Raw genomic sequence first — 22,992 nt, 5'->3', positions numbered from 1 at the left:
AAAAGGACGGACATGATCATAAAAAGACGTGAATTTCTCAAAACTGGCTCGCTCGCTACGGCATCGTTGTTGCTACCCAATTTTCTGAAAGCGATGGCCTTTCCCAATTCTTTGGAAAGAACTGCTAAAGTATTGGTTATTTTGCAATTGAGTGGGGGGAATGATGGGCTCAATACCATCGTCCCTATGCGCAATGATATTTATTTTCGGGAGCGACCGACAATTGCCATTGACAATGCCTTGATCCTAACGGATGAAGCTGGGATCAATCCAGCTTTGCCCTTCTTCAAAACACTTTTTGAAAGTGGGGAACTGGCCGTGCTCAATAATGTGGGTTATCCAGATCCGAATAAATCGCATTTCCGGAGCATGGATATCTGGCATAGTGCGAGCCGAAGTGATGAATATCTGGAGAGCGGCTGGATAGGCCGTTACCTCGACGAAGCCTGCTACGACTGCAGCCATCCGACACAGGCGCTTGAAGTCAATGATATGCTGAGCCTCGCGCTCAAAGGAAAACAGAAAAAAGCTTTCGCGTTCAGGGATCCCAAAAAGCTCTATCAAACCAGCCGCGAAGAATATTTTAACACAATTTATCAGGAGCATCAGCAACAGCATGAGGAGGAGACAGTAGGCTATCTCTATCAGACATTGGGTGAAACCATCAACAATGCAGATTATATTTTTGAGCAAAGCAGGGCAAAAAGAACAGCTGCGGCATATCCTGATTCGGTACTTGGAAAGGATCTAAAGACGGTCGCCTCCCTGATTAAATCGGACATCAATACACAGGTATATTATCTGCAGATCGGCAGTTTTGATACTCATATCAACCAACAGCAGCGGCAGGAGAGCCTTTTTCATACGATCAATGATGCCGTACAGGCTTTTGTGGAAGATCTAAAGAAAAATGGTCTTTTTGAGGATGTGATGCTGATGACCTTTTCGGAATTTGGCCGTCGGGTAGCCCAAAACGCCAGTAGGGGTACAGATCATGGCACTGCGAATCAGCTTTTCTTTGTGTCTGGTGGCTTAAAAAAACAAGGGCTGCTAAACGTTTTGCCGGATCTGAACCAGCTCAATGAGGGGGATCTGCAGTATACGGAGGATTTTAGAAAAGTATATGCGACACTGCTTAAAAATTGGTTGAGGGCGGACGCAGACCGCATATTGGGCTGGAAAAATGGGATTTATGATTTTGTCTGAAAATTATCGTAAATTTTATTGCACAAAAGGGTGGGAGCTATCAAAAAAGCCCTGGTTTGTCAGATGAACCAGGGCCATTTTTACAGGTAGGGTAAGACTTTTGTTAAGCTTTGATAAATAAACCTGCAATATTAAGTACAGCTTCTGCAGATAATGGCTCATCAAAAGATTGTGTGGCGGCACTGGTTGAGATTTTTCCCATTGTACCGTTAAGGGAGGTCATATCAACGCCTGCCTGTTTCACATTATCTTCACCTGCATAGATCGGATTTACAACAGTACCGATACCAGTATCATTGGCTCCGGTAATCCAAGGTTTCTGATTAGCGGCACCAGCCCCGCGGGCGCGGCGCATCTGACGGATATGCGAGGCATGCCGTGCTTCTACCGAATGAATCTGCAATGCCGCCGTAAGTACAACGCGGTTGCCAAGCAAGATACCTGCCTGTCCTTTATATGCCCTCACACCGGTATCTTCAAATGCCTGTGCAACCGCTAAAAATGTATCATAATCACTGAAAACATTTGCAAATGTACCTCCAGCCGTAAAATCAAATGTTGGTTTGGCAACAGCTTTATTGCCCAACACTTGTTTCAGAAACTTGACATGGGCTACTTCGTGATCACGAATGGTTGTAATCGCCCCAAGCGGTTTGCCCGAAGGAATAAGCCCTGCTTTGGCAACACCCATGCTGTAATATTCTGCTTCGAGATATTCCAAGGTAAGCGCATAGTTGAGTACGCCATTGACATCCGTAAGTGCCGTAGCGCCGTAGGCTTTTTTAAAAAGTTCGCTTACAAAGAACGGTAATGCCGCCAATGTTATTTTTCCAGTCATGGAAGCTAGATTCTTAATCGCTTCGCGACGTGGATTGATACGATCGCTGAACTCAGGATCTACAGTATTTATTTGTTCAAAAACGTTTAAAAGATTCATGATAATCAAAGTTTAGGTGAATTAATAAGTAGGTAGATCCGATACATCGATTTTCGATTTGATAAATGGTGCAGCGGCGCTCAAGACGACACTCGGGCTTTTGGCAACATCAAGTCCATTGCTATCCACGACCTCCATATTGGCGAAACTGCCATTATCGATCATATCCCGTACCCAAGCAGCATGGCGTGCTTCGACAGAAACGATCTTGCCTGCCAATAACAGATAATTGGGATCTTTAATGAGCCATCCGGCACCGTTATAGGCCGATACGCCCAGATCTTCAAAGGTTTTGGCGGTGGCCAACACGTTTTCCCTACTGCTGAAATTAATTCCGGAGAGATTCAGTTCAAGACCGGAAATTGCTTTGGCCCCCAAAGCCACCTTGAAAAACTCGCGATGGGCGATCTCATGGTCGCGGATATCGGTAAAAAAAGCTTTTTCCATATCAGTCATGCCGGAGTAGGGATTATTCACCAACTGAATGTAAAATGCGGCCTCAAGTTGCTCTAGGGCATAGGCATAATTCAATATGGCAATATCGCCGCTACCAAAATATAAGCCTTTGCCGCCGTTATCCATGCCATCGTCATCATCTTTGCTGCAACTTGATATACCAAGGATGGCGAGTGATGCCGCACTGGCACCTGCAAATTTCAAAAAATCCCTTCTTCGGAGATCCTTTTTGTCGATCACACTATCGTTAGTCAGTAGTGCCTCTTTGTGTGCTGTTATCTTTTCCATAACAAAAGTCGTTTAGTTTATAATTTTTCTGTACTTATAGTCATTTACGACTTTTTTTAAAGCTTGGATTGCGAAATTTTAATTTTTTTATTTCACCTTATTTCCTATCCTTCGTTACATAAATTTTATGAATTCACAAACATAAGCAGCTGTCATCTTGTTAAAGGGTTATGAATCTTATCTGGCTTTGAAAACGGCCTATCAAGAGTAAAAAAACTATTTCAAGTGAAAAAAATAATACATCTATCAATCCTCACTTTGCTGATCTATTCATGCAACAATGCGGGCGGTGATCTTCAGCAAAGAGAAGAGCGGCTCGCACAAAAAGAACAGGAATTCGCTAACAAAGAGGGGGAATATAAAGCCTTGCTTGCTATGCGAGACAGCTTGCGCGCGGCAAAATCTAAATCTGCTGACAGCATGCTGGTAGCACAGAACTGGCCTGATTCGATCGCTGGACAGTGGAGTAGCCGCCTGGTCTGCCGCTCGTCGACTTGTAGCAATTATGTCATCGGCGATCAGCGAAACGAACAGTGGCAATTTGTTGCTGACTCCACTGGACTGTATGTCAGGACCTCTACAAAAAATAAAACCACGCAGCTCTTTAAAGGTAGCTTGCAGGGAAACCAGATTACCTTGGTCCAGCAGCATGACAGTATAGCGGACGGGAGGGCTCAGATTCAGATTAACCTTGCTATTATCGGCCCAGAAATAATGCGTGGAACGCAGACAATCCATACAAAAGGGGATTGTCAGGCGACCTTTTCTGTTGAACTTATATCCAATGAAAAATGATCATAGCCAGTATACATCACATTACTTTTCCTGTTGAAGATCCGCTACTCAAATTTTTTATTGAGCTGCTGATTATATTGCTGGTGCCATTGCTGCTCAATAAAATAAAAATTCCGCATTTGTTGGGTCTTTTGGTCGCGGGGGCAATCGTGGGGCCTTATGGCTTCAATCTCCTGTCACGGGATAGCAGCGTGGTCGTGACAGGTACCACGGGTTTACTCTATATCATGTTTCTGGCCGGGCTGGAAATTGATATGGGCGACTTTAAAAAGAATAAATGGAAAAGTATTACTTTTTCTATTTACACCTTTTTGGCTCCATTTATCCTCGGATTTGTCGGGGGCTACTATCTCCTGCATTTTTCGCTGTCTACCTCCATCTTATTTGCGAGTTTGTTCTCTTCCCATACTTTGATCGTGTACCCCTTGGTCAGCAATCTGGGAATCGCAAAGAATCCGGCGGTCAATATTACCGTAGGCGGAACCATGATTACGGATGTACTTTCGCTTTTGGTATTGGCGGTGATCGTTGGTCTTTCCCAGGGTGATGTGGACGCCGCCTTTTGGATTCGGCTAAGCGTTTCCATGATTGCATTTGCCTTGGTTGTACTGCTGATCTTTCCGCTGATAGCCCGTTGGTTTTTTAAGAATGTGGCCGATAAGATCTCGCAGTACATATTTGTTGTCGTGATGATCTACCTGGCGTCGATTTTGGCCGAACTGGCGGGTATCGAGTCCATCATTGGTGCATTCTTTGCTGGGCTGGCACTCAATCGCCTGATCCCGCATACTTCTTCCTTGATGAATAGGATCGAATTTGTGGGGAACGCGATTTTCATTCCATTTTTTCTGATCAGCGTAGGCATGCTGATTGATTTTTCGGCCTTTTTCAAAAGCTGGGAAACTCTTGGTGTGGCAGCGATCATGCTGGTCGCATCCATTGGTGGTAAATATATTGCTGCCATCCTGACCCAAAAAACTTTTCGGCTGAGCAAGGAGGAGGGGCTCCTGATTTTTGGAATGAGCTCCGCATCTGCTGCGGCGACATTAGCGGCGGTGATGGTGGGCTATAATATCGTCCTTGGGCAGACGGCAGACGGCGAACCCATTCGTTTGCTCAATGAGCATGTACTAAATGGCAGTATTCTGCTGATTCTGATTTCCTGTACCATATCGTCTTTTGTAGCGATGGCCAATGCACAGCGCATTGCGGAGGTGGACCGGGAAAATACCATTGCCGGGGATAAACAACCTAATGCTCATATTTTATTGCCGATCAATAGTGAACAGATGACCGAAAAGATAATCAATTTGGGATTGTTGATGCGCACGAAATCAAAGGAGGATCAGCTCTATGCCCTAAATATTATCAGCGAAGACAAAAATGAGTCCTCGGTCAAGAATGCGGCAAAAATCCTCGAAGCAGCGGTAAAACTCGCTGCAGCGGCTGATGTGCAGGTACAGCCGATCACGCGTCACGATAACGAGGTAGTTGCCGGTATCAATAATGTGATCAAAGAGAAAAATATTACGGATCTATTGATGGGCCTGGATAAGGATAAAGGCTTTTCAACTTCTTTCATGTATAATTTATACAATGGCTACCTGAAGAATGAACATGTCAATTTGATTTTGTACAGTGCCATACAACCTATTTCTACTGTAAAAGAATATGTCGTGCTCATCCCGCCATTGGCTTATCGGGAACCAGGTTTTTTTGAAGCTTTGTCAAAAATATGGAATATTGCCCGTAATTCGGGATCGCCTTTAAAATTTTATACCACAACGGATATCATCGAAATCCTGCATCGAATCATTAAAAGATCGGCTGTTGAAGCTTCATTTGTCGGTATAGCCAACTGGATCGAAGTGGATCAGGTCATCACTGATTTAAAATCGGATCAAGGGCTGATTGTGCTGATGGCCGACCGTAACCGCTTTTCGTATAAATCCCCGATCCATACCATTACGCAATACCTGAATGAAAACCGGGTCGAAAACAACTATCTGCTGATTTATCCTTATACGGAAAGCGCTGCGGATGCTGCGGAAAAGCGTGCCATTAACAACCATCAGGATTTTGCTGAAATTGGCAAATTAATACAGAAGGTGTTCCGGTAGCCTAACTTCGAATAGCACTTTAATTTACTTAAAATGCTATTCGAAGAATAAGCGTATAGGGATTATTTAATAGGAACAGGAAATAATAGGAACAGGAAAAATTGTGACTATTTCAAACAGCTAATTTAGCTAGTCGCTATTTTTTTGGGACCAGAGTCCCATGTTCGGAAAGTTAAATTTATCATTGTTAAATACCGGATCTTTCTTGGCCTTCTGCTGCTCGCGATAGTCGTCATAAATGACAAGTACTTTTTTGTGGAGCAATAAAATTGCAATCAGGTTGAGCCAGGCCATGAGTCCGACGCCGATATCCCCTAGCGTCCAGGCAGACTTTGCTGTACTGATGCAACCTACATAGGTAGATACCAACATAAGCAGGCGCAAAACCCAGATAAGTACGGTCTTGTGTTGTTTTTTTCGGCTTACAAAACTGATATTGGTTTCGGCAATATAATAATAGGCCATGATAGTCGTGAATGCGAAAAACGCTAAGGCTAAAGCGACAAAAGCATCCCCAATGGTCGGGAAGTGATGTGATACGGCTTGCTGCGTAAAGCCCGGGCCCATTTCCGTAGCGGGAAGGTGCTGTACAATAAATCCTCCTGTTGGATTTTCCACATTATATTGCCCTGTAAATAGGATCATCAAAGCTGTCGCAGTACACACAAACATGGTATCGACATAGACTGAAAAACCCTGAACCAAACCCTGCTTGATCGGGTGCGATACTTCGGCTGCGGCGGCAGCATGTGGGGCGGTGCCCTGACCGGCTTCATTGCTGTAAATGCCCCGTTTTACGCCCCATGAAATTGCCATGCCCGCCACTGCACCAAAGGTTGCCTCCAAATTAAAGGCAGCTTTTACAATGAGTGAAATGACTGCTGGTATCTGCGTAAAATTGAGCCCAATAATGACTAAAGCCATCATAATATAGGCTCCCGCCATAAATGGAACGACATATTCAGCGACTGTACTGATCCGCTTTACACCACCGATAATGATGATGGCGAGTAAGGCAGCTATGGTCAATCCGGTAACGCTCGGCGATAAGTTGAAGGCTGATTCAACTGCCGCACCGATGCTGTTACTCTGCACGCCAGGGAGTAAAAATCCGGTACTGATGATCGTTACGATGGCAAATGTCCAGGCAAAAGCCTTGGAACGCAACCCGTTCAGAATATAAAATGCTGGCCCGCCCCGATATTCTCCATCATTGACCTCTTTATACATCTGGCCGAGTGTAGCCTCTACGATGGCCGATGCACTGCCCAAAAAAGCAATAACCCACATCCAAAAGATAGCTCCAGGGCCACCCATGGCTATGGCTGTAGCAACACCGGCAATGTTGCCTGTACCTACACGACCAGAGATGGCGAGCGAGAATGCCTGAAATGACGAAATTCCTTTGTCAGAACTACTACCATTAAAAAGCAAACGGATCATTTCCCGAATTTGCGTGAGCTGCGGGCATCGAAAACGTATCGTAAAATAGATACCCGTCAACAGACATAGGTATACCAGTGCATCACTCCAAATGATGTCATAAATTTTATTGATTATATCCTCCATATTTTAAAATTGAATCTTTAGGCACGTTAAAAATAGATAAAAAGCAGCTAAAACATAGTATAATTTCTTAATATATCGTATTTGTTATAGTGATTTGGTTGAAAATAGATGTAAAAGTTATGAATAATGCGATTATTTCAGTCTTACTATAAATTATTTGTGCAATATGGAATGAAACAAATATATAGAATCAGTATTTTTTTCGACAAGATACATCGCTAGCCCGCTTTGTTTCAAAAATGCCCCGGATGCCGCTTGAAATTAAGTAATAAAGACAGCTACCATAGCTTCAAAAGTTACTAGCGATAATTTAAGCCGTAGCCTAGTGGTATGCTATTGATGAAGTGATCCCGGGCAAGGGATGTAAGGCCTTTACCGCGAGGATCACAGAAATCTTAAATTTTACTGAAATTGCGCTCTGCCACGAGTATACGCAGGTCATCGGATGCCGGTAGTTCAAACACCTGCAGGTGGAAGTGTTTAATGGCGGCCAATAGATGATCAAATATATCGGCCATGGTATCTTCGAAATAAACCCATTGTGTGCCCTTGGTAAACATGTACAGTTCCAACGGAATGCCGTATTCGTTTGGCGCGAGCTGACGCACCAATAGGGTCAATTCCTGATGTATATTGGGGTTATGTTTCGCATAGGCAAGGATGTAGGCCCTAAAAAGCCCGATATTGGTCATCCTTCGGCCGTTGACAGGTGAGGAGCTGTCGGTATTCCAGGTCTTGTTGTAATCGGCAATTTCACGTTCCCGTTTTTCGATATAGGGCGCCAGCAAGCGAATCTTTTTTAATGCTGTGATTTCCTCGGCGCTAAGGTAGCGCACAGAAGACATTTTAATGTTTAATGCCCGTTTTATACGACGGCCTCCAGTTTCCTGCATGCCGCGGTAGTTTTTGAAAGAGTCGCTCAAGAGGGTATAGGTCGGGATGGTGACAATGGTCTTGTCCCAGTTGCGTATCTTTACATTGTTGAGGTTAATTTGTAATACATCGCCGTCCACGCCATACTTGGGCATCTCTATCCAGTCACCTACACGCACTGAGTCATTGGCCGACACCTGTATACTGGCCACAAAGCCTAAAATGGTGTCCTTAAATACCAGCATCAGAATGGCGGACGCCGCTCCCAAAGACACGAGAAAAGACCAGGGCGAATTGCCTGTCAACAGAGATACGGCCAGTGTGCCAATGATAAAAATCAAAAAGATCTGTACCACCTGTAGGTAACTGTCTATGGGCTTGTCTTTAAACCCTTTTGACGTACGAAAAATATCCCTGCAGGTTTTTAACAGGCTATTGACGAGATGATAGACAGCAAGCAATACCAGTAAATCCAGAAATTTTACAATCGCTGCTGTAAGTACGGGAAAACCAAGAAAGATGACCGGAAGAAGCTGTCTTGTCAGCAACGCCAATATGGTTCGGCTCAGTTGCACATGCACCCTGTTGGCCAAAAGAAAATCATCCCATTGAGTCGAGGTACGCCGGGCAATTTTGTTCAATGCCGAATAGAAGATGTTGCGCATGACGTAATCCAGCGCATAGAGTAGCAGTGCAAAAGCCAGAAGTAGTCCGACTGCCGTACCCATGTGGGCCTGCTGTTCGGGTAAACCTACCGTCGCAAAGAGATCGAAGATGTACTGATAAATTGAACTTGATTGTCGTTCACTGAAGTTGAGTATGTCTAAATTTTTCATATGAACAGACAAATTTACGAAGAAAAATAAAAACGGGTTTTAACGTGGTAAATACCCTGTTATAGTGGTTTTTCTATGTTTTATTTGCTTATTGATTAATTTTTACCTATATTTGTAAATTAATAGATAACCCGATAGCGAAAACTTTCTGTTTTCGCGTCTTAAAACCCCCGACGATTTGAATGAGATTAGTGTGATAGGTGGTGGGAGTTGGGCCACGGCCCTGGTTAAAATTTTGACAGAAAATAGCATCCATGTCAACTGGTATATGCGGCGTCCTGAGCAGGTGCGCTCGATCAATCAAGATGCTATTAATCCTGACTACCTATCGTTTTTAAAACTTGACAATACAAAAATTTATGCTTCTGGTCAGCTGGATGAGATCGTGGCCCGATCGAAAGTAGTTCTTTTCGCCGTGCCCAGTGCGCATCTTGATAGCGTTTGCGCTGCAATTCCCAAAGAGGATCTTGCAGAAAAATTTGTGATTACCGCCGTAAAAGGGACCGTCGGTCCAGAAAATCTGCTTCCAAGTGCGTATCTAGCACGACGCTTTGATCTGAAGGATTTTCAGCAGGCGATGATTGCGGGTCCTTGCCATGCCGAAGAAATTGCGCGCAATAAGAAAACCTATATGACTCTATGCGGTCTTAATGAAACCGTTATCAGCAAGATCTCAAACTGCTTTGCTTCAAGCTATATGCAGGTAAATTACAGTCCGGATATGATCGGGGTGGAGTATGCTGCCATTTACAAAAATATTGTGGGCATTGTCTGTGGAATGGCCGAAGGACTGCATTATGGCGATAATTTTATGGCTGTGCTGGTTGCTAATGCCATTGATGAACTGGGGTTGCTGCTACCTGCGGTTGGCGTGCACAATGTCCGCCTCGGCCGTTCAATGTACTTGGGTGACTTATTGGTGACGGGCTACTCTGCGCATAGCCGCAACCGTACCTTTGGTAAATATCTTGGCCAGGGCTATTCGGTTTTCGAGGCACGTCAGCTCATGGGCATGGTAGCCGAAGGTTATTTTGCAACCAAGGGGCTGATGGCGACAGTGACTAGCCTCGGACTGAATTTACCCTTACTTCAGACCGCCTATCGCGTCCTATATAAACGCATGGCTGCAATTGATGAATTTAAACTTTTAGAAAGGAATATAAGATAATATGTTATTAGCAACAGATTTAGATGGAACTTTTTTAGGCGGAAAGATGGAAGACCGCCTCAGATTATATAGATTAATAAAAGCTAGCCCGAATATGCAGCTGGTTTTTGTCACCGGAAGGGGACTGGAGTCGGTATTGCCCCTACTGAGTGATCCGCTCATTCCGGTACCGGACTTTATTATCGCCGACGTGGGCGCCACCGTGGTCAACGGCCATTCTTTGGAAGCGATCGAGCCGCTGCAAAGTGAAATTGAGGAAAAATGGCCGCAGACTTATGCAATCCGGGCAGCACTGGAGGAAATACCGCAGTTGAATTACCAACATGTACCACAGCAGCGCCGTAGCTCCTTTTATTATGAAGCTGGCGTAGACCATAGCCTGGTACAGCAGGTGGCCGATAAGTATGATTGTGACATTATAACTTCGGCTGATAAATACCTGGACTTGCTCCCTAAAGGTGTCAACAAGGGAACAACGCTAAAGAAGTTGGTCGAATTTCTGGCTGTTGGTGCGGATGATGTGATGGTAGCCGGCGACACCTTAAATGATCTGGCCTTATTTCAGATCGGATTTAGGGGTGTTGCCGTCGGAAAATCCGAACCAAGTCTGCTGCAGGCCATTGCTGAGCTTGATACGGCTTATAACGCAGAAGCTGCCGGCGCCGGCGGAATACTGGAATATATGAGCAAGCATCGCCCATTTCAACAGTTGATCCGTGAAGAACAAAAAATATCCCCTCAGAAAAGGAAATCCAAAGAATCTGGTCAGCTGGTGATGGTGTATCATCGGCTGCCTTTTGAAAAGGAATCGGTTAATGGGAAAACAGTGCGGGTAGCGCCAAAAAGCCCAAATGGGATTATCCCATCGCTACTGGGCTTATTTGAAAAGGGACGGTCTGGTCTCTGGATCGGTGAGGAAGTGATCCAGCCGGACGGAACCTCTGTTCCAAATCAGCTGGTGGATGAAAGCCGATATCCTAATCTGGTGGCTTCCACGCTGTCTTTATCCAAAGAGGATATCGATAAGTTCTATCGTGTGTTCTCCAAGGAGGCTTTCTGGCCGACAATCTTTTCCTTTGTGGACAGGGCCAAGTTTAATCATGAAGATTGGGATCATTACCTGACGATCAACAAGCTCTTTGCTGAGCGGATTGCCCGCGAGGCAGACGAGGGGGCACTGGTCTGGATCCATGAGTATAATTTGTGGATGGTGCCCTCTTTTTTAAAGACGCTGCGGCCCGATCTTAAAATTGGCTTTTTTCACCATACGGCTTTCCCGGCAGCAGATATTTTTAATATTATTCCCTGGCGCAAAGAGATCATCGGCAGCTTGCTGCTCTGTGATTTTATCAGTTTTCATATCCCGCGCTATGTAGAGAATTTCGTGGATGTGATCCGCAGTCATACGCCATTTAAAGTAGTCAGAAAAGTAGATGTCGCCAATCAGTTTCTGACCTATAGCTGTGCGCTTGGGGTAGATCAGATGACGAAGATCATTGAGGTGGATGGTAGACAGATCAGGCTAGGAGCACAGCCTGTGGGTGTCAACAGGGACCATATCGAACATATTTTGACTGATGATCACATGAAGGAGGAGATCAATACACTCAAAAAGAGCAAAGCCGAATCGGAAATAACGCGTATCATATCCATTGAGCGCCTGGATTATGTCAAAGGACCATTGGAAAAAATTCAAGCTTTTGGCGAATTTCTTGCGGAGTATCCTGAATTTCGGGGAAAGATCGAGCTGGTCAATGTCTGTACGCCGCCATCGCAGGGTATGACGATCTACGATGAAATTAGGGATCAGGTGAACCAGGCTGTGGGTGAGATCAATGGCAAATACGCTACGATGAACTGGACGCCTATCCAATATTTTTACAGGGCGCTGCCATTTGAGGAAGTGGTCAAGCACTATGCCCTGAGTGATATTGCCTGGATCACGCCGCTGCGTGATGGCCTTAACTTGGTTGCAAAGGAGTATATTGCTACGCACGGCCTGTTGGGAACCGCGGGTATCCTTGTGCTTTCGGAATTTGCCGGTGCTTCGGTTGAGTTGCCTTATGCCATATTGACCAATCCATATGACCGCAAGAGCATGAAAGATGCACTTTTGAAAGCGCTTGTCATGGAACCTAGTGAGGCTCAGGTCAGAGCGCGTAGGCTATATGATCATATTGAACACTACGATATCCATTATTGGGGTAAGGATTTTGTCAAAGAGCTTGAAAAATCAGGTAAGCGACTTTGAATAACAATTGCGGGGGCTAATATGTAGCCTCCGCAATTGTTAAATGGACTAAAATGTCCCAACTTAATCCAAATAGAAGAAGAGCCTACTGAAGGTTTGATTTGGCACTTTTGGTGCAATAAAATAGGGCTGGACTTTGCCCTTATCATTTAGCGCCGGCAAAAAGAATCCCCCTGCAGGCAGCTTACTTTTTGTTTCATCGTTTTCAAAAGCCCATTCGTCTTCGGTATTGGCCTTGGTGAAATTGACCGTAGCACTCATCAGATCACTGTTTTTACCAAAATCATTCGATGCCAAGTAGTCGACGTAAACCCATTTTCCGGGCACAACATTTTTGGCGAGATACACTTTACGGACTTCTCCGGTAGTGGCATCGACTTTTTGTAAGGAAATATCGATGGGGTAATCAATGCTCTTATCATAAATATAAAAACCTAATGTATTGACATTGGGATTACTGGCAGGTAGGTGCAGCTGCTGCACTTTGCCATCAAAATAGAGGTAATTGAAATTGACCTTAATCGTGTTTTCTGGCAACTCAGCACTATAAACTACTTTCTTTGTCACCGTATCCGTTAATGTGACCAATCTTTTTTTAGGTGTTCTATAGCTAAATGCTGTGGTAAAATGTATATTGCTCTGGGGCTGAATGATAAACGCACCATTTTTATGGTCGTATACTGTGGTGTCGATGGCCACTTGTAAAGGATGCGCGCTACCATTATACCCATTGATGAGAATATGCATGGCTCGCTCCGTCTCGAGGCTGTCTTTGTTACAGGCGCTGAAAAAGAATGGAATTGCTATCAGCAAGATGGCAAAGGATACTGAAAATGTCTTTGTTGATAAGTTTTTCATAATTATAATTCTAAAACCTTATTGAATCGCATGGTGTTGTTAAGCGGAGCTTCGTTGATGATAAACAATTTGGAAATGGATGTGGTCGGCGAGGGGACCGGAGCACCCGAGGTCAGCTGATTGAATGTGTACGAAGAACCCTCGCTGTACGGTATATCTGTCCCGGCTTTATAGATATAGGCCCGAAATAATACCGATGTCTTCTGCCCGTTATAATCCTGTATGCCTAACGGGAATGGGTCAAAAGCGATCGGTTTTGAGAATTCATTGGGCTTTAAATTTTTTATCCGGATGACTTCTTCAAATACCTTGGGGGTAAAATAGAATTTCCCAAATACAATATCCACCGGCTCGCGATAATTTAAAATATTGGACTGCAACATATAGATTAATTGAACCTTGCCTTCCACCGGCGCTGGGACTGCCGGGAAATCGGCCACTTTTCCGTCCATATAAATTACATTGAGATTGGTCTCCAGTGTGGTATCACTGGCTTTGATTTCCCTCTGCAAAAGAATTTTGTCGGTGGCTTTGGATTTCATGATAAATTTTAAGCTGGACTTGCTGATAGCGTTGAAATTGTATTTTGCACCAAACTCGATCCGGCTAAATGGCGGAGTGACGGTGGCAGCAAAGGTGTCCAATTGAAGGATAAGTTCCTCTTCACTGTTATTATAGCCACTTAAATTGACCATATGTACATTAGAGCTGTACAAAAGATCGTCTCCACCTTTATTGCAGGACAGCAGGGTGAATAGCAGAAAAAAGTAGATCGCTGTGGCTGTTAAGATTGGTTGTGTTTTCATAGCGGTTGATTTAAAATGTATATCCGACGGATAGGCTAAAAGAACTGCCCACTTTTCTGTTGAAGGTCTCTTTATCACCGACACGGGTCTTTTGCTTGCCATCTTCGGAGGTTTCATAATAGCCTTCTTCATATTTTTGCGAAAAGCCGAACTTCCATTCGTAGATCTCCTCCCATTCTTGTGTCGGCCATTCGGAGTTGGCCAGTCCTTTCCACCGGTCTTGTACTTTGAATGTTTCGGCTCTATTCACATAAAAGCGGAACGGGCTATTCAACAGATTACTCAGATTGAGTTTGACATCCAGATTTTTGTTTTTCAAAAATTTATAGCTAATCTGTGCATCCAGCTGATTGCGCGGGCGTTCGTATTCGATAAGCTCTTCGCTCATGGCTGTCATAAAGGTTTTGTATCCCATATGGTTGAATGCCACATTCGCACCTAATCGATCGGCTGTGTACTGTAAGGCTGCATTGTAGACCACAGGGATCTGTCCATAGAGTGGACGCTTGCTTTTTAAGACGTTTTTCTCCCGGTATTCAAAGGTATTTCCGTATTTATCGGTGTCCATGCCCTTTGCCTTAAATTCGGCTGACTGTACCTCTGAGCTTTGAAGCGTGATGTTTCCGCTGAGATTAAAGTTCTCCATCAGGGAGCCTGGCCGTATAAAGCCTAAATTTTTGCGGATATCAAACTCCAGTCCCTTTACTTTGGCCCATTCGGAGTTGTTGGTCGTGACGTAAATACGGTGCGAGGAGTCCATCATCTGCTGGTATAATTCGATGGGGTTTTGAAAATATTTATAGAAAAATCCGATTGAAATCACCTCTGCAAGAGAAGGGAACCATTCAAAACGTACATCATAATGGTCAATTGCGGTAGACAGTACGCCTTCATTTCGACGGTAAGCGCCACCTAATGCCGGGTCTTGGCGGACCATCCGCGAGTTTTCGATCAATGCCGGGCGCACCACAGATTGGGAATAGGCTAGCCGGATATTGAAATCCTGCAATGGGGTCAACGTCAGGCTCGCCGAGGGTAGGTAGCGCCAGGTTTTCTCTTCGGTTTCGGGATCGGCTGTCATACCCACAATTTTTCCGGTTTTTGGATCGACAAACCGTTGCTTGCGCATGGCAATAGTCCTCGCATCCATCATCAGGTCATTATCGCCATTCTGCAAACTTTTATACTTAAAATACTCGGCACGTAATCCCCATACGAGGCGGATCCATGAATTGAACCTGTTGTCCATCATTCCGTACACGGCCTGGTTGATGTTTTTTCCTTCATAGGCGCTGACCGAGAAGGCGGCAGGATAATAGAACATCCCATGTAAGGGATCTTTAAACTCAAGGTATTCCGACCAGGTATTCACGGGGGTGAAGGTATTTGCACCGACCGAAACAATCGGTAGGGAGACCCATTCGAATAGTCCGTGTCTATCCATAAATTGATAGCCTGCTTTTAAAATTTGCTTTTGCCCCAACCAATTGGTCTGGTAGCTTACTGCGCCTTCGGCAATTTTATTGGTCTCGGTATAATGGTATTCGGAGCGCGTGAAAGTTCCGTCGCCAGCGTTGGCGTAGTGTGAAGGGACAATATTATAAATGGTATCATTTAAGGTGCCGATCGGGGCGAGCCAGGCCTCGGTGGCATCTTTCTCCAGGTTGTTTAAGCGATTGCGGGCAACATTCCACTCGAATTTGAAATTGCCGAACTGATGTTCGCCTTCCAGCTTGTTCTGGAGCATATTGATAAATTTAGGCCGGTCATACTCCCTGATGGCGGGCCTGGAATCATGACCGATATCATTCCCCCAGCCTTTGATCACAGAAAACTGGTTATTGAACATCCTGGAATAAAAATTTCGGGAGGTAAGTTTGTGATTTTTGCTGTTCCAGCCGATGTTGATCAAAGCGCTCAAACTGGAGTTGAAGTTATACTGCGTGGAGATGGTGGGATTGACTTCTTTTCCGGTGCTGATATCGTAGGTTGTCCCGTTTGTTTTCTGCCAGTTGCCCCGTTCAAAATTGGAGATGTTATCAATGGATTGTTCGTTTCTGTAACTGAGCGATCCGACAAATCCCAGGATACCCTTGGCTGCGGTGTAACTTCGTCCTAGGCTGAATTGATAGTTTTGCCCGGGCAGGGCGGTATATTTCCGCGTCCCCAGACGTTCTAATCCGCCGATGCGTTTGTTTTGTGCAGCGATCATCTCGGGTGTAAATGGCGTAACGCCCTCAGGTACCGGCTCATAGGGGTTGGCGGGGTCGTAATTGATGCCGTTGAATACGGTCAGGTCGCGCGGAAAATCGCCCCGGGTACCGTCGTCAAAAGCTAGGTAGTCCAAGCTGCCGCGGCCATAGCCTAAGAAATCTTTTCCTGTCGATCCATTGATATACTTGCTCCCTATCGAAAAGGAAGTGAAGTTTTTGACCGGAATGGCCAGGGTATTGATCTTGACCAGGCCACCGCCAAAACCGAAGCTCAGATCAGGTGATGCTGTCTTGTGGATAATGACATTGTCGATCAGGTTGCTTGGCACAATATCGAATTCAAAGTCCCGGACCTGGACGTCGGTACTGGGGAGGGTGGCACCGTCCATCATGGCCAGGTTATAACGTTCGGCAATACCCCGAATGACCACCCGGCGGTTATCGTTGGTGCTCACGCCGGAGATACGCTTTAATGTTTCGCCTACGTTTTTATCAGGTAGAACGGCGATTTGTTCGCGGCTAATCCCGTTAGAGATGGTCGCTTCATTTTTTTGCTTGGTATAGAGTGATGCAATGCTTTCCTGTTTGTAACTTGCCGTGACGACGACCTGCTCCAGGCTCTTTATGGCATCCTTTAAGACGATGTTAAGTTGAGTCTGTTTCCCTGCCTGGACAAGAATGTCCGTGATTCTTTTTGTCTGATAGGAAATGTAGCTTACTTCGATCGTATAGGACCCGGCGGGGAGGTTCAACGTGTAGCTTCCGTCGGCTTTACTTTTTAGCGATTGGTTGGTTTGGAGCAGCGTGATACTTGCATCTGCCAGCCCTTCACCATTTTCGGTGATAATCCTTCCACTGATATTTCCCTGTTGCTGCGCCGCTGCCCTGTCTACGCCCTTGGAAAAGGAGGGGAGAGCGTCTGCTGTTTTTCTGGCCGAAACGATCGCGGATTGGTCCTTCAAGATAAAGGTCAGCGGCTGGTTTTTGAAAATTTCTGCCAGCACAATTTTTATATCGCTGTTTTTGGTTTCAATTGTGACCGGTCTGGACATTTTAAGGAGGCTGCCTTCCACTAAAAAACCATAACCTGTCTGCGTACTTATTTTTTTGAATACTTTGGCCAGAGAGCTGTTTTTCTCTGAGAGACTGATCTGCTGTCCTGTTGCTGCTAAGCTGATCTGCAGCATGCCAAAAAGTGTCATGAAGGTGCTTAGCTTCATCTTCAATAGTATTTTTGTATTTTTTTTATACATTTGTTAAGCTGAAATATGTGTTAATTGGATCGCGAAATTCGTTTGCCTTATTCCAGCTACTGGCCAGTAGTGTTTCGACCACTATTGGCTTTTTTTGGAATCAGGCATCAGTGTGTATATTATTTTGTTTCTACAATAAGCCTCCTTCCTTGCATTTCTACCTGAATGCTTTTAAATGTTTTCAATAAATTCAATACTTTTTCAAAAGGCCAGGACCGCGGTATTCTTCCCGTAAATGTTTCTTTGGTAGGGACGCCCGCATAGTCGATGTCTACATTATACCAACGGCCTAATTCTTCGATGACTGTGAGGATATCATTATCCGTGAAGTCAAAGTAGCCCTCTTTCCAGGCGATGACTTCAGCCGGATCCACCTTTTTTACGGATAGGGAAGGGCCGGCAACAATGCCTTGCTCACCCGGTTTCAGGACGACGCGATGGTGACGATTGGTCAGGGCTATGGAACCGGTCAAGAGGGTTGTTTTGGCATCGGAGCCAGTATGGTAGGTATTGACGTTAAAATGTGTTCCCAGTACTTCGATCGTCTGATTTTCTGATCGCACGCGGAAAGGCATGGTGCTGTTGTGTGCCACCTCAAAATATACTTCGCCGCTGATCTTCACCTCTCTGGAGTGGCCATGAAAGGCCGAAGGGTAGGTGATCGACGATTGCGCGTTCAGCCAAACCCGCGTACCGTCGGCCAAAGTCAGCTGATATCTGCCCCCACGGGGGGTAGACAGGGTATTGCTGTATACCTTATCTACCTTGTTGTCGGTGGTATAAACCAAATTGCCGGGTTTCAATTTGTTGATATGCACGTTTCCCTCCGTAAAGAGTTCCCCGTTTTTTGATTCATCAAGCAGGATCTCTTCGCCATTACTACGTGTTAAAACCGCTCGGTCTGTTGCGGGATTGATGGTATTGTTATGCGCGCCTACGGTGGCCGGCGGCTTTTTATACTGATTGTTGATCAAGTAAAAAGAGACGGCACAAATCAGGATCAGGCTGGCTGCTGCTTGCAATAGCCGCTTGCCAGGAGTGAGGAAAAATCGCTTTTTGGACGTTACCGCCAATGCTGATGTATCTGCAGTAAGCTGACCGAGTATCTTTTCCTGCAGTTGTTTTTTTCTAAACGTGCGTTCTTCGGCGCTTAAACTGTCGATGAGATCGGGGTTGGCCTCAAATGGAGCATACCAGTTGTCAATTAGACTAAGCTCTTCCTCGGTTATCGTTCCTGCTTCGTATTTCGCAAGTATATCCCGTATGTGTTGATTTTGATCATCCATTTCCTCTGCTTTATACTAACTAGTACCCGAAGTAGTCAAAAGCGGGAACAGGAATTTCAAAAAAAATGAAATTGGTTAATTTTTATGGCTATATAGCAGTAACATCAAATAGAAAATATCCATTTGATGTTCGTTGATTTCGGCCCGCATCATATTCATGGATTTGGTAATGTGCTTGCGGACCATGGCCACTGAAATGTTGAGCTGCTCGGCAATATCTTGGTTCGAACGTTTTTCGAAACGGCTCAATAGAAACACCTGTTTGCAGGTGGGCGGCATTTTTTCTGTGATCTGAACTATCTCGGCATGGATTTGTTTGGCTTCGAGCATGCTGTCGGGTTGAATAGGGGATGCCTGACCGAGATGGGATACAGTTTCAATATATTTATCCTGGATTTTTTGCGCCCGATAGGTTTTAAATACCTGAAATTTTATGGCCGTTTTTAAATAGGCCACAAGGGAATGTTTGAGCTGGATTTCTTTTCTTCGCAAATAAAAATCAACAAAGACGTCTTGAACGATTTCTTCGGCCATAGATAGGGAGAGTGTCCTCTTACCTGCAAGATTGATCAATGGCTCCCAATAGCGGTTATAGAGTTCGGAAAAGGCCGCTTTATTGTCCTCGAGTTGGACCAGGCCCACCAGTTCCTGATCCGTAAGTGCTGTAAATTCACAATTAGCCATGGTAGTTATGCAAAGACCAAATTTAAGTAGGCAATTATACCTGAGCGTGTTACGAATATTAATAAATTATTAATATTTACTTCAGCCCATGTCACTGCGGCATCCAGGGATGTGGGGAAAGAGTAAGTATTCTGGGAAACAAGTCCCAAGAGTTTTTTTTCTGAACTTTTAAACCCTATTAGGATTGGTGGACGGAAATTGCATGCTCTTTTCAGAGCATGCTGCCTATCATTTACATCATCGACGGAGAATAAATTTGCACTTTTTACTCCTGACTATTTTTGTTTATTGGTCAAAAGTTTTTATATTTACTGCTCAAATCAATAGTTCGTCTAAGGTGGTCGGAAAAATCAGCTTGCAGCTATGGAATTTGTAATGGATCAAAAACTCCGTGGAATATGAAATATTATCTACTTACCTTTTCTGTTTCGGCCCAGGTGCTGGCCAAACGTACCGAGATCATAAACTATCTAAATCGGCATATTGCAGATTTAAAATACATTTCAGCAGATTTGCAGGATAAACTATGTACGATCACATTTAGATCCAAAAGACGCGATGAGGCAACTATCCTAAATCTTATCGCGATCAGAGGGTTTAACGCATCGTTTTTGTCAGCGACTGAAAGTGCTTAAATACATTTGCGATCACCGATGAAATAGGACTTTCGGCTATCCCTATCCATGCACCTCGTCTTATTGCGAGAAACAACGAGGTCAGTATGGATAGGGTTGCAGAACATTAGGCAGATGTCGATAAGACCGTTTAAAAAAAAGGTGACGATATAGCTCAGTCTTTTTGCCACATCAGCTGATTTAAATTTAACAGGGAGATCTTTCCATTCCTATCGGGAATAAATTCAAAGCGCACCGATTTGCCAGCCTGATCTTCTAAGGTCATCGTATGGTTACCCGAAAATATAAGCGTAGTATTGGGGAAGGAATCGGCCAAATAAGTAGTATATAATTTGCCTTCCTTTTGGTATATGTCAATAGATTCTGTACCTCCCACAAGTGAATATTTTCCGACATATTGTCCTTGATCCGTTATTGGAGCTTCTGCATAGGCAGGCAAAATCAAACTGGAGATATATTGGTCAAATCTATTAAATTCGAAATCTGTTGTATTTGTTAGGATGACCCATCCCACTTCGAGCCTCGGGTGGATAACGATTTCACAACGAAAGCCTAGCATAGCACCCTCATGTCGTAGATAGGGATAATTTCGCTGCCAACCGATGCCTAGCGACTGCATCATTCGAATGGATTTTTCAGAAAGTAAGACATTTTTATCACTAAACTGTGCGCTAATAAATTTTGCTAAATCTCTTGCCGTTGAATACATCCCTGAGGCCGGTGTCATGGCATTGGCGTAATAATCTGGTGTTTTTACAAAGTCCTTTTGATCATTTAGATACCGATAACCCTGCACGATCCTATTTTCTTCGTTGCTTACAGTTCCTACCCCTGTATTGTCCAGTCCCAAATTGTGACAAATCGTCGATTGTATGTAGTTTGCGTAGCTCGTTTTTGCTACCCGTTCGAGTGCCAATCCTAATAAACCATATCCTATATTAGAATAATGCCTTTGATCTATAGGAAGGTATTCAAAGTTTGGATATTCCTTCCTGATCATTCCAAGTGCATTTAAAAAAGTACTTTGATGGGATGAATGTAAGGATTTTACTTCCCGATTTTTAAGTGTTAGCATCTCCGCATCTTTGAATAATTCAAATTCTGAAGGAGCGTTCCTCGGGAGACCTGAGGTATGGGTAGCCAATTCTAATAGGGAAGTTGCTTCTGCACGCCCTTTAAGGGTTAATCCTGTAAATTCAGGAACATATTTTCGGACATCGTCCTCCAGGGTTAGCAACTTTTTCTGCCATAGCTGCATGAACATGGTGGCCGTAAACAGCTTGGTAACGGATTGAATCTGATATTTAGAATCGATCGTTGCTGGAATTTTCTGATCCAAATCTATAAAACCGTCCGAACCGGAAAAAATAATCGAATCCCGATGGACTATTGCCAATACAACACTAGGGGAGTGATAGCGCTCTTTGAACCCCTTGATTCCAATCTCCAACTGATTACGGATGGAATCGTTTATGCCATGCTGTGCAAACGTCGGTTGGGTCACGACCGACATCAGGAGAACGATATTAAACAGTAATTTTTTCATTGACATTTTTTTTATCAAATATATTGTGTTTGGATCTGTGATATCGCGTCAATGGTTGCGCCATTTTTACGCCATTTTGTATGTCAATTACAGTATTAGAGTACATTGGGTATAAATTGGATTGGATGATCGGTTTTGTTTAGGCTGCCCGCGATCGTTAATGTCGTAACCACATGAACAAAAAGCATTAGCCAGTATACCCACACAAATAGTGGAATATCGTGGATGGATGTAGGAATATCCGGAAGCCAAAAGGTGAAAAGCGGTGTCGATATCATGAACAGCATTGTCGCTGTTGACCATATGATTTGGAAACTGAGGATTTTTAAAACTGTGATTTTTTGGTTTTTATCGATCAGTCTCTTTTTGAACAGAAAATAAAAGATTGGTACAGATAGCAGGTTGGCAAAAGGGATTAACAGTACGATAAGCGAACTGAAATTAATGTATTTAATGTTTGCGGCATTGTCGCGGTCTGTTTCAATGCTGCTGATTGATTCAATATCTGCTGTTCCCAGGAGCTGATCAGGCCCCTTTTCATGCACAATATCTGATTCAATATAGATAACCTGGGGATCCACATCAAGCGTCTGGCAGAGGGATCTTATGACATACGGGCTTCCCTTAGATTCACCTTTCTCCATCCGTTGGATGGTCCGGAGGGAAATGCCAAAGAGATTTGCCAGTTCCTGTTGGGATAATCTTTTCTCGTTTCGTATTTGCTTTAAATTCTTCATGATCGGAAATGCTTTGTCCTTTAATGTATTGCTCATGCAAGCCTTGACTAATTCTTAAGCTAAATTAAACCAATTTTGCTGTACACTTTTATAGCGGATCAAACGAAATGCCTTAAATGTAAATTATTGATATATAATTATTTGTGTAGTTGTTTCTGTGGTTTCCTGTTCGATTTCGAACGCTATATGTTCGTTTGCGGCCATATCTTCGATACCTCTTTTTTTTAGGCTCAAAACCTGTGCTGTTAGTCGAATTTCAGACTGCTACGGTATAATGGCTATGGCAGTAAAAAAAAATCTACTAAATTAGTATACATTATTTGTTTTTATTCTTACATTTGTATTATCGTAGTTTCAATTGGCGTTGGCGACGATCTAATCATTATCTAAACAAAGTAAAAATGAAACAGCATTATCTAAACCATCCCTTCAACGTAAGTAAACAACTTTTCCCAGATACACATGTAGCGTTCTC

17 protein-coding genes are annotated in these 22,992 nt (G+C 44.0%); 6 read left to right on the top strand and 11 right to left on the bottom strand.

Going from position 1 to position 22,992, the window contains the following annotated elements; genetic code table 11:
- The first annotated feature begins 12 nt into the window (after positions 1-12).
- Complete coding sequence (locus HPC41_RS07245) at positions 13-1,206, top strand: DUF1501 domain-containing protein (RefSeq protein WP_172393365.1); 1,194 nt, start codon at positions 13-15, stop codon at positions 1,204-1,206.
- Positions 1,207-1,309: 103 nt separating this feature from the next.
- Here HPC41_RS07245 and HPC41_RS07240 read toward each other — a convergent pair whose 3' ends face one another.
- A complete protein-coding gene (locus HPC41_RS07240; RefSeq protein WP_172393364.1) occupies positions 1,310-2,143 on the bottom strand; it encodes a ferritin-like domain-containing protein in 834 nt (277 codons plus the stop codon).
- Between the two features lie 21 nt (positions 2,144-2,164).
- On the bottom strand, positions 2,165-2,887 hold the full coding sequence (locus HPC41_RS07235; protein WP_172393363.1) for a ferritin-like domain-containing protein: 723 nt from the start codon (positions 2,885-2,887) through the stop codon (positions 2,165-2,167).
- Between the two features lie 225 nt (positions 2,888-3,112).
- On the opposite strand from HPC41_RS07235, the gene HPC41_RS07230 reads away from it, so the two are divergent.
- Together HPC41_RS07230 and HPC41_RS07225 are read left to right on the top strand one after the other, a co-directional pair.
- Positions 3,113-3,682 carry a hypothetical protein gene (locus HPC41_RS07230; protein WP_172393362.1) on the top strand — a complete coding sequence of 190 codons (570 nt, stop codon included), beginning with the start codon at positions 3,113-3,115 and terminating at the stop codon, positions 3,680-3,682.
- The gene (locus HPC41_RS07225; RefSeq protein WP_172393361.1) at positions 3,679-5,802 is read left to right on the top strand and encodes a cation:proton antiporter; all 2,124 of its coding nucleotides are present in this window, start codon (positions 3,679-3,681) and stop codon (positions 5,800-5,802) included. Before HPC41_RS07230 ends, HPC41_RS07225 begins: the two co-directional genes overlap by 4 nt.
- A gap of 129 nt (positions 5,803-5,931) precedes the next feature.
- On the opposite strand, the gene HPC41_RS07220 is transcribed toward HPC41_RS07225, so the two are convergent.
- Positions 5,932-7,371, bottom strand: coding sequence for an alanine/glycine:cation symporter family protein (locus tag HPC41_RS07220; protein ID WP_172393360.1), 1,440 nt, complete (start codon positions 7,369-7,371; stop codon positions 5,932-5,934).
- A gap of 395 nt (positions 7,372-7,766) precedes the next feature.
- The gene (locus tag HPC41_RS07215) at positions 7,767-9,080 is read right to left on the bottom strand and encodes a mechanosensitive ion channel family protein (RefSeq protein WP_172393359.1); all 1,314 of its coding nucleotides are present in this window, start codon (positions 9,078-9,080) and stop codon (positions 7,767-7,769) included.
- 178 nt (positions 9,081-9,258) lie between these two features.
- Between HPC41_RS07215 and HPC41_RS07210 the strand changes: the two genes are divergently transcribed.
- A complete protein-coding gene (locus HPC41_RS07210; RefSeq protein ID WP_172393358.1) occupies positions 9,259-10,248 on the top strand; it encodes an NAD(P)H-dependent glycerol-3-phosphate dehydrogenase in 990 nt (329 codons plus the stop codon).
- Between the two features lies 1 nt (position 10,249).
- Positions 10,250-12,499 carry a glucosylglycerol-phosphate synthase gene (ggpS, locus tag HPC41_RS07205; protein WP_172393357.1) on the top strand — a complete coding sequence of 750 codons (2,250 nt, stop codon included), beginning with the start codon at positions 10,250-10,252 and terminating at the stop codon, positions 12,497-12,499.
- A 63-nt stretch (positions 12,500-12,562) separates the two neighbouring features.
- On the opposite strand, the gene HPC41_RS07200 is transcribed toward ggpS, so the two are convergent.
- The 5 genes from HPC41_RS07200 to HPC41_RS07180 all read right to left on the bottom strand — a co-directional run bounded on the left by HPC41_RS07200 (position 12,563) and on the right by HPC41_RS07180 (position 19,599).
- Positions 12,563-13,357: a hypothetical protein gene (locus HPC41_RS07200; RefSeq protein WP_172393356.1), complete on the bottom strand. Its 795-nt coding sequence runs from the start codon at positions 13,355-13,357 to the stop codon at positions 12,563-12,565.
- A 2-nt stretch (positions 13,358-13,359) separates the two neighbouring features.
- A complete protein-coding gene (locus HPC41_RS07195; protein WP_172393355.1) occupies positions 13,360-14,163 on the bottom strand; it encodes a hypothetical protein in 804 nt (267 codons plus the stop codon).
- Between the two features lie 10 nt (positions 14,164-14,173).
- Positions 14,174-17,596: a TonB-dependent receptor gene (locus HPC41_RS07190; protein ID WP_172393354.1), complete on the bottom strand. Its 3,423-nt coding sequence runs from the start codon at positions 17,594-17,596 to the stop codon at positions 14,174-14,176.
- Between the two features lie 152 nt (positions 17,597-17,748).
- The gene (locus HPC41_RS07185; protein WP_172393353.1) at positions 17,749-18,915 is read right to left on the bottom strand and encodes a FecR family protein; all 1,167 of its coding nucleotides are present in this window, start codon (positions 18,913-18,915) and stop codon (positions 17,749-17,751) included.
- Between the two features lie 75 nt (positions 18,916-18,990).
- Complete coding sequence (locus HPC41_RS07180; protein ID WP_172393352.1) at positions 18,991-19,599, bottom strand: RNA polymerase sigma factor; 609 nt, start codon at positions 19,597-19,599, stop codon at positions 18,991-18,993.
- Between the two features lie 398 nt (positions 19,600-19,997).
- On the opposite strand from HPC41_RS07180, the gene HPC41_RS07175 reads away from it, so the two are divergent.
- Positions 19,998-20,234 carry a hypothetical protein gene (locus tag HPC41_RS07175; RefSeq protein WP_172393351.1) on the top strand — a complete coding sequence of 79 codons (237 nt, stop codon included), beginning with the start codon at positions 19,998-20,000 and terminating at the stop codon, positions 20,232-20,234.
- A 154-nt stretch (positions 20,235-20,388) separates the two neighbouring features.
- On the opposite strand, the gene HPC41_RS07170 is transcribed toward HPC41_RS07175, so the two are convergent.
- Both HPC41_RS07170 and HPC41_RS07165 read right to left on the bottom strand, forming a co-directional pair.
- Positions 20,389-21,780, bottom strand: coding sequence for a serine hydrolase domain-containing protein (locus HPC41_RS07170; RefSeq protein ID WP_172393350.1), 1,392 nt, complete (start codon positions 21,778-21,780; stop codon positions 20,389-20,391).
- Positions 21,781-21,875: 95 nt separating this feature from the next.
- A complete protein-coding gene (locus tag HPC41_RS07165) occupies positions 21,876-22,553 on the bottom strand; it encodes a helix-turn-helix domain-containing protein (RefSeq protein ID WP_172393349.1) in 678 nt (225 codons plus the stop codon).
- Between the last annotated feature and the right edge of the window lie 439 nt (positions 22,554-22,992).

Source organism: Sphingobacterium prati (assembly GCF_013167215.1).
GTDB lineage: Bacteria > Bacteroidota > Bacteroidia > Sphingobacteriales > Sphingobacteriaceae > Sphingobacterium > Sphingobacterium prati.
The sequence above is the reverse complement of the archived record's forward strand: the minus strand, read 5'-3'. Positions and strand labels throughout refer to the sequence as shown.

Bases quoted from the DNA above. Each gene is read 5' to 3' on its own strand.
- HPC41_RS07215 (WP_172393359.1), bottom strand. From the start codon at position 9,080: ATGAAAAATTTAGACATACTCAACTTCAGTGAACGACAATCAAGTTCA.
- HPC41_RS07245 (WP_172393365.1), top strand. From the start codon at position 13: ATGATCATAAAAAGACGTGAATTTCTCAAAACTGGCTCGCTCGCTACG.
- HPC41_RS07180 (WP_172393352.1), bottom strand. From the start codon at position 19,599: ATGGCTAATTGTGAATTTACAGCACTTACGGATCAGGAACTGGTGGGC.
- HPC41_RS07170 (WP_172393350.1), bottom strand. From the start codon at position 21,780: ATGAAAAAATTACTGTTTAATATCGTTCTCCTGATGTCGGTCGTGACC.
- HPC41_RS07235 (WP_172393363.1), bottom strand. From the start codon at position 2,887: ATGGAAAAGATAACAGCACACAAAGAGGCACTACTGACTAACGATAGT.
- HPC41_RS07240 (WP_172393364.1), bottom strand. From the start codon at position 2,143: ATGAATCTTTTAAACGTTTTTGAACAAATAAATACTGTAGATCCTGAG.
- ggpS (WP_172393357.1), top strand. From the start codon at position 10,250: ATGTTATTAGCAACAGATTTAGATGGAACTTTTTTAGGCGGAAAGATG.
- HPC41_RS07185 (WP_172393353.1), bottom strand. From the start codon at position 18,915: ATGGATGATCAAAATCAACACATACGGGATATACTTGCGAAATACGAA.
- HPC41_RS07200 (WP_172393356.1), bottom strand. From the start codon at position 13,357: ATGAAAAACTTATCAACAAAGACATTTTCAGTATCCTTTGCCATCTTG.
- HPC41_RS07225 (WP_172393361.1), top strand. From the start codon at position 3,679: ATGATCATAGCCAGTATACATCACATTACTTTTCCTGTTGAAGATCCG.
- HPC41_RS07175 (WP_172393351.1), top strand. From the start codon at position 19,998: ATGAAATATTATCTACTTACCTTTTCTGTTTCGGCCCAGGTGCTGGCC.
- HPC41_RS07220 (WP_172393360.1), bottom strand. From the start codon at position 7,371: ATGGAGGATATAATCAATAAAATTTATGACATCATTTGGAGTGATGCA.
- HPC41_RS07195 (WP_172393355.1), bottom strand. From the start codon at position 14,163: ATGAAAACACAACCAATCTTAACAGCCACAGCGATCTACTTTTTTCTG.
- HPC41_RS07190 (WP_172393354.1), bottom strand. From the start codon at position 17,596: ATGAAGCTAAGCACCTTCATGACACTTTTTGGCATGCTGCAGATCAGC.
- HPC41_RS07165 (WP_172393349.1), bottom strand. From the start codon at position 22,553: ATGAGCAATACATTAAAGGACAAAGCATTTCCGATCATGAAGAATTTA.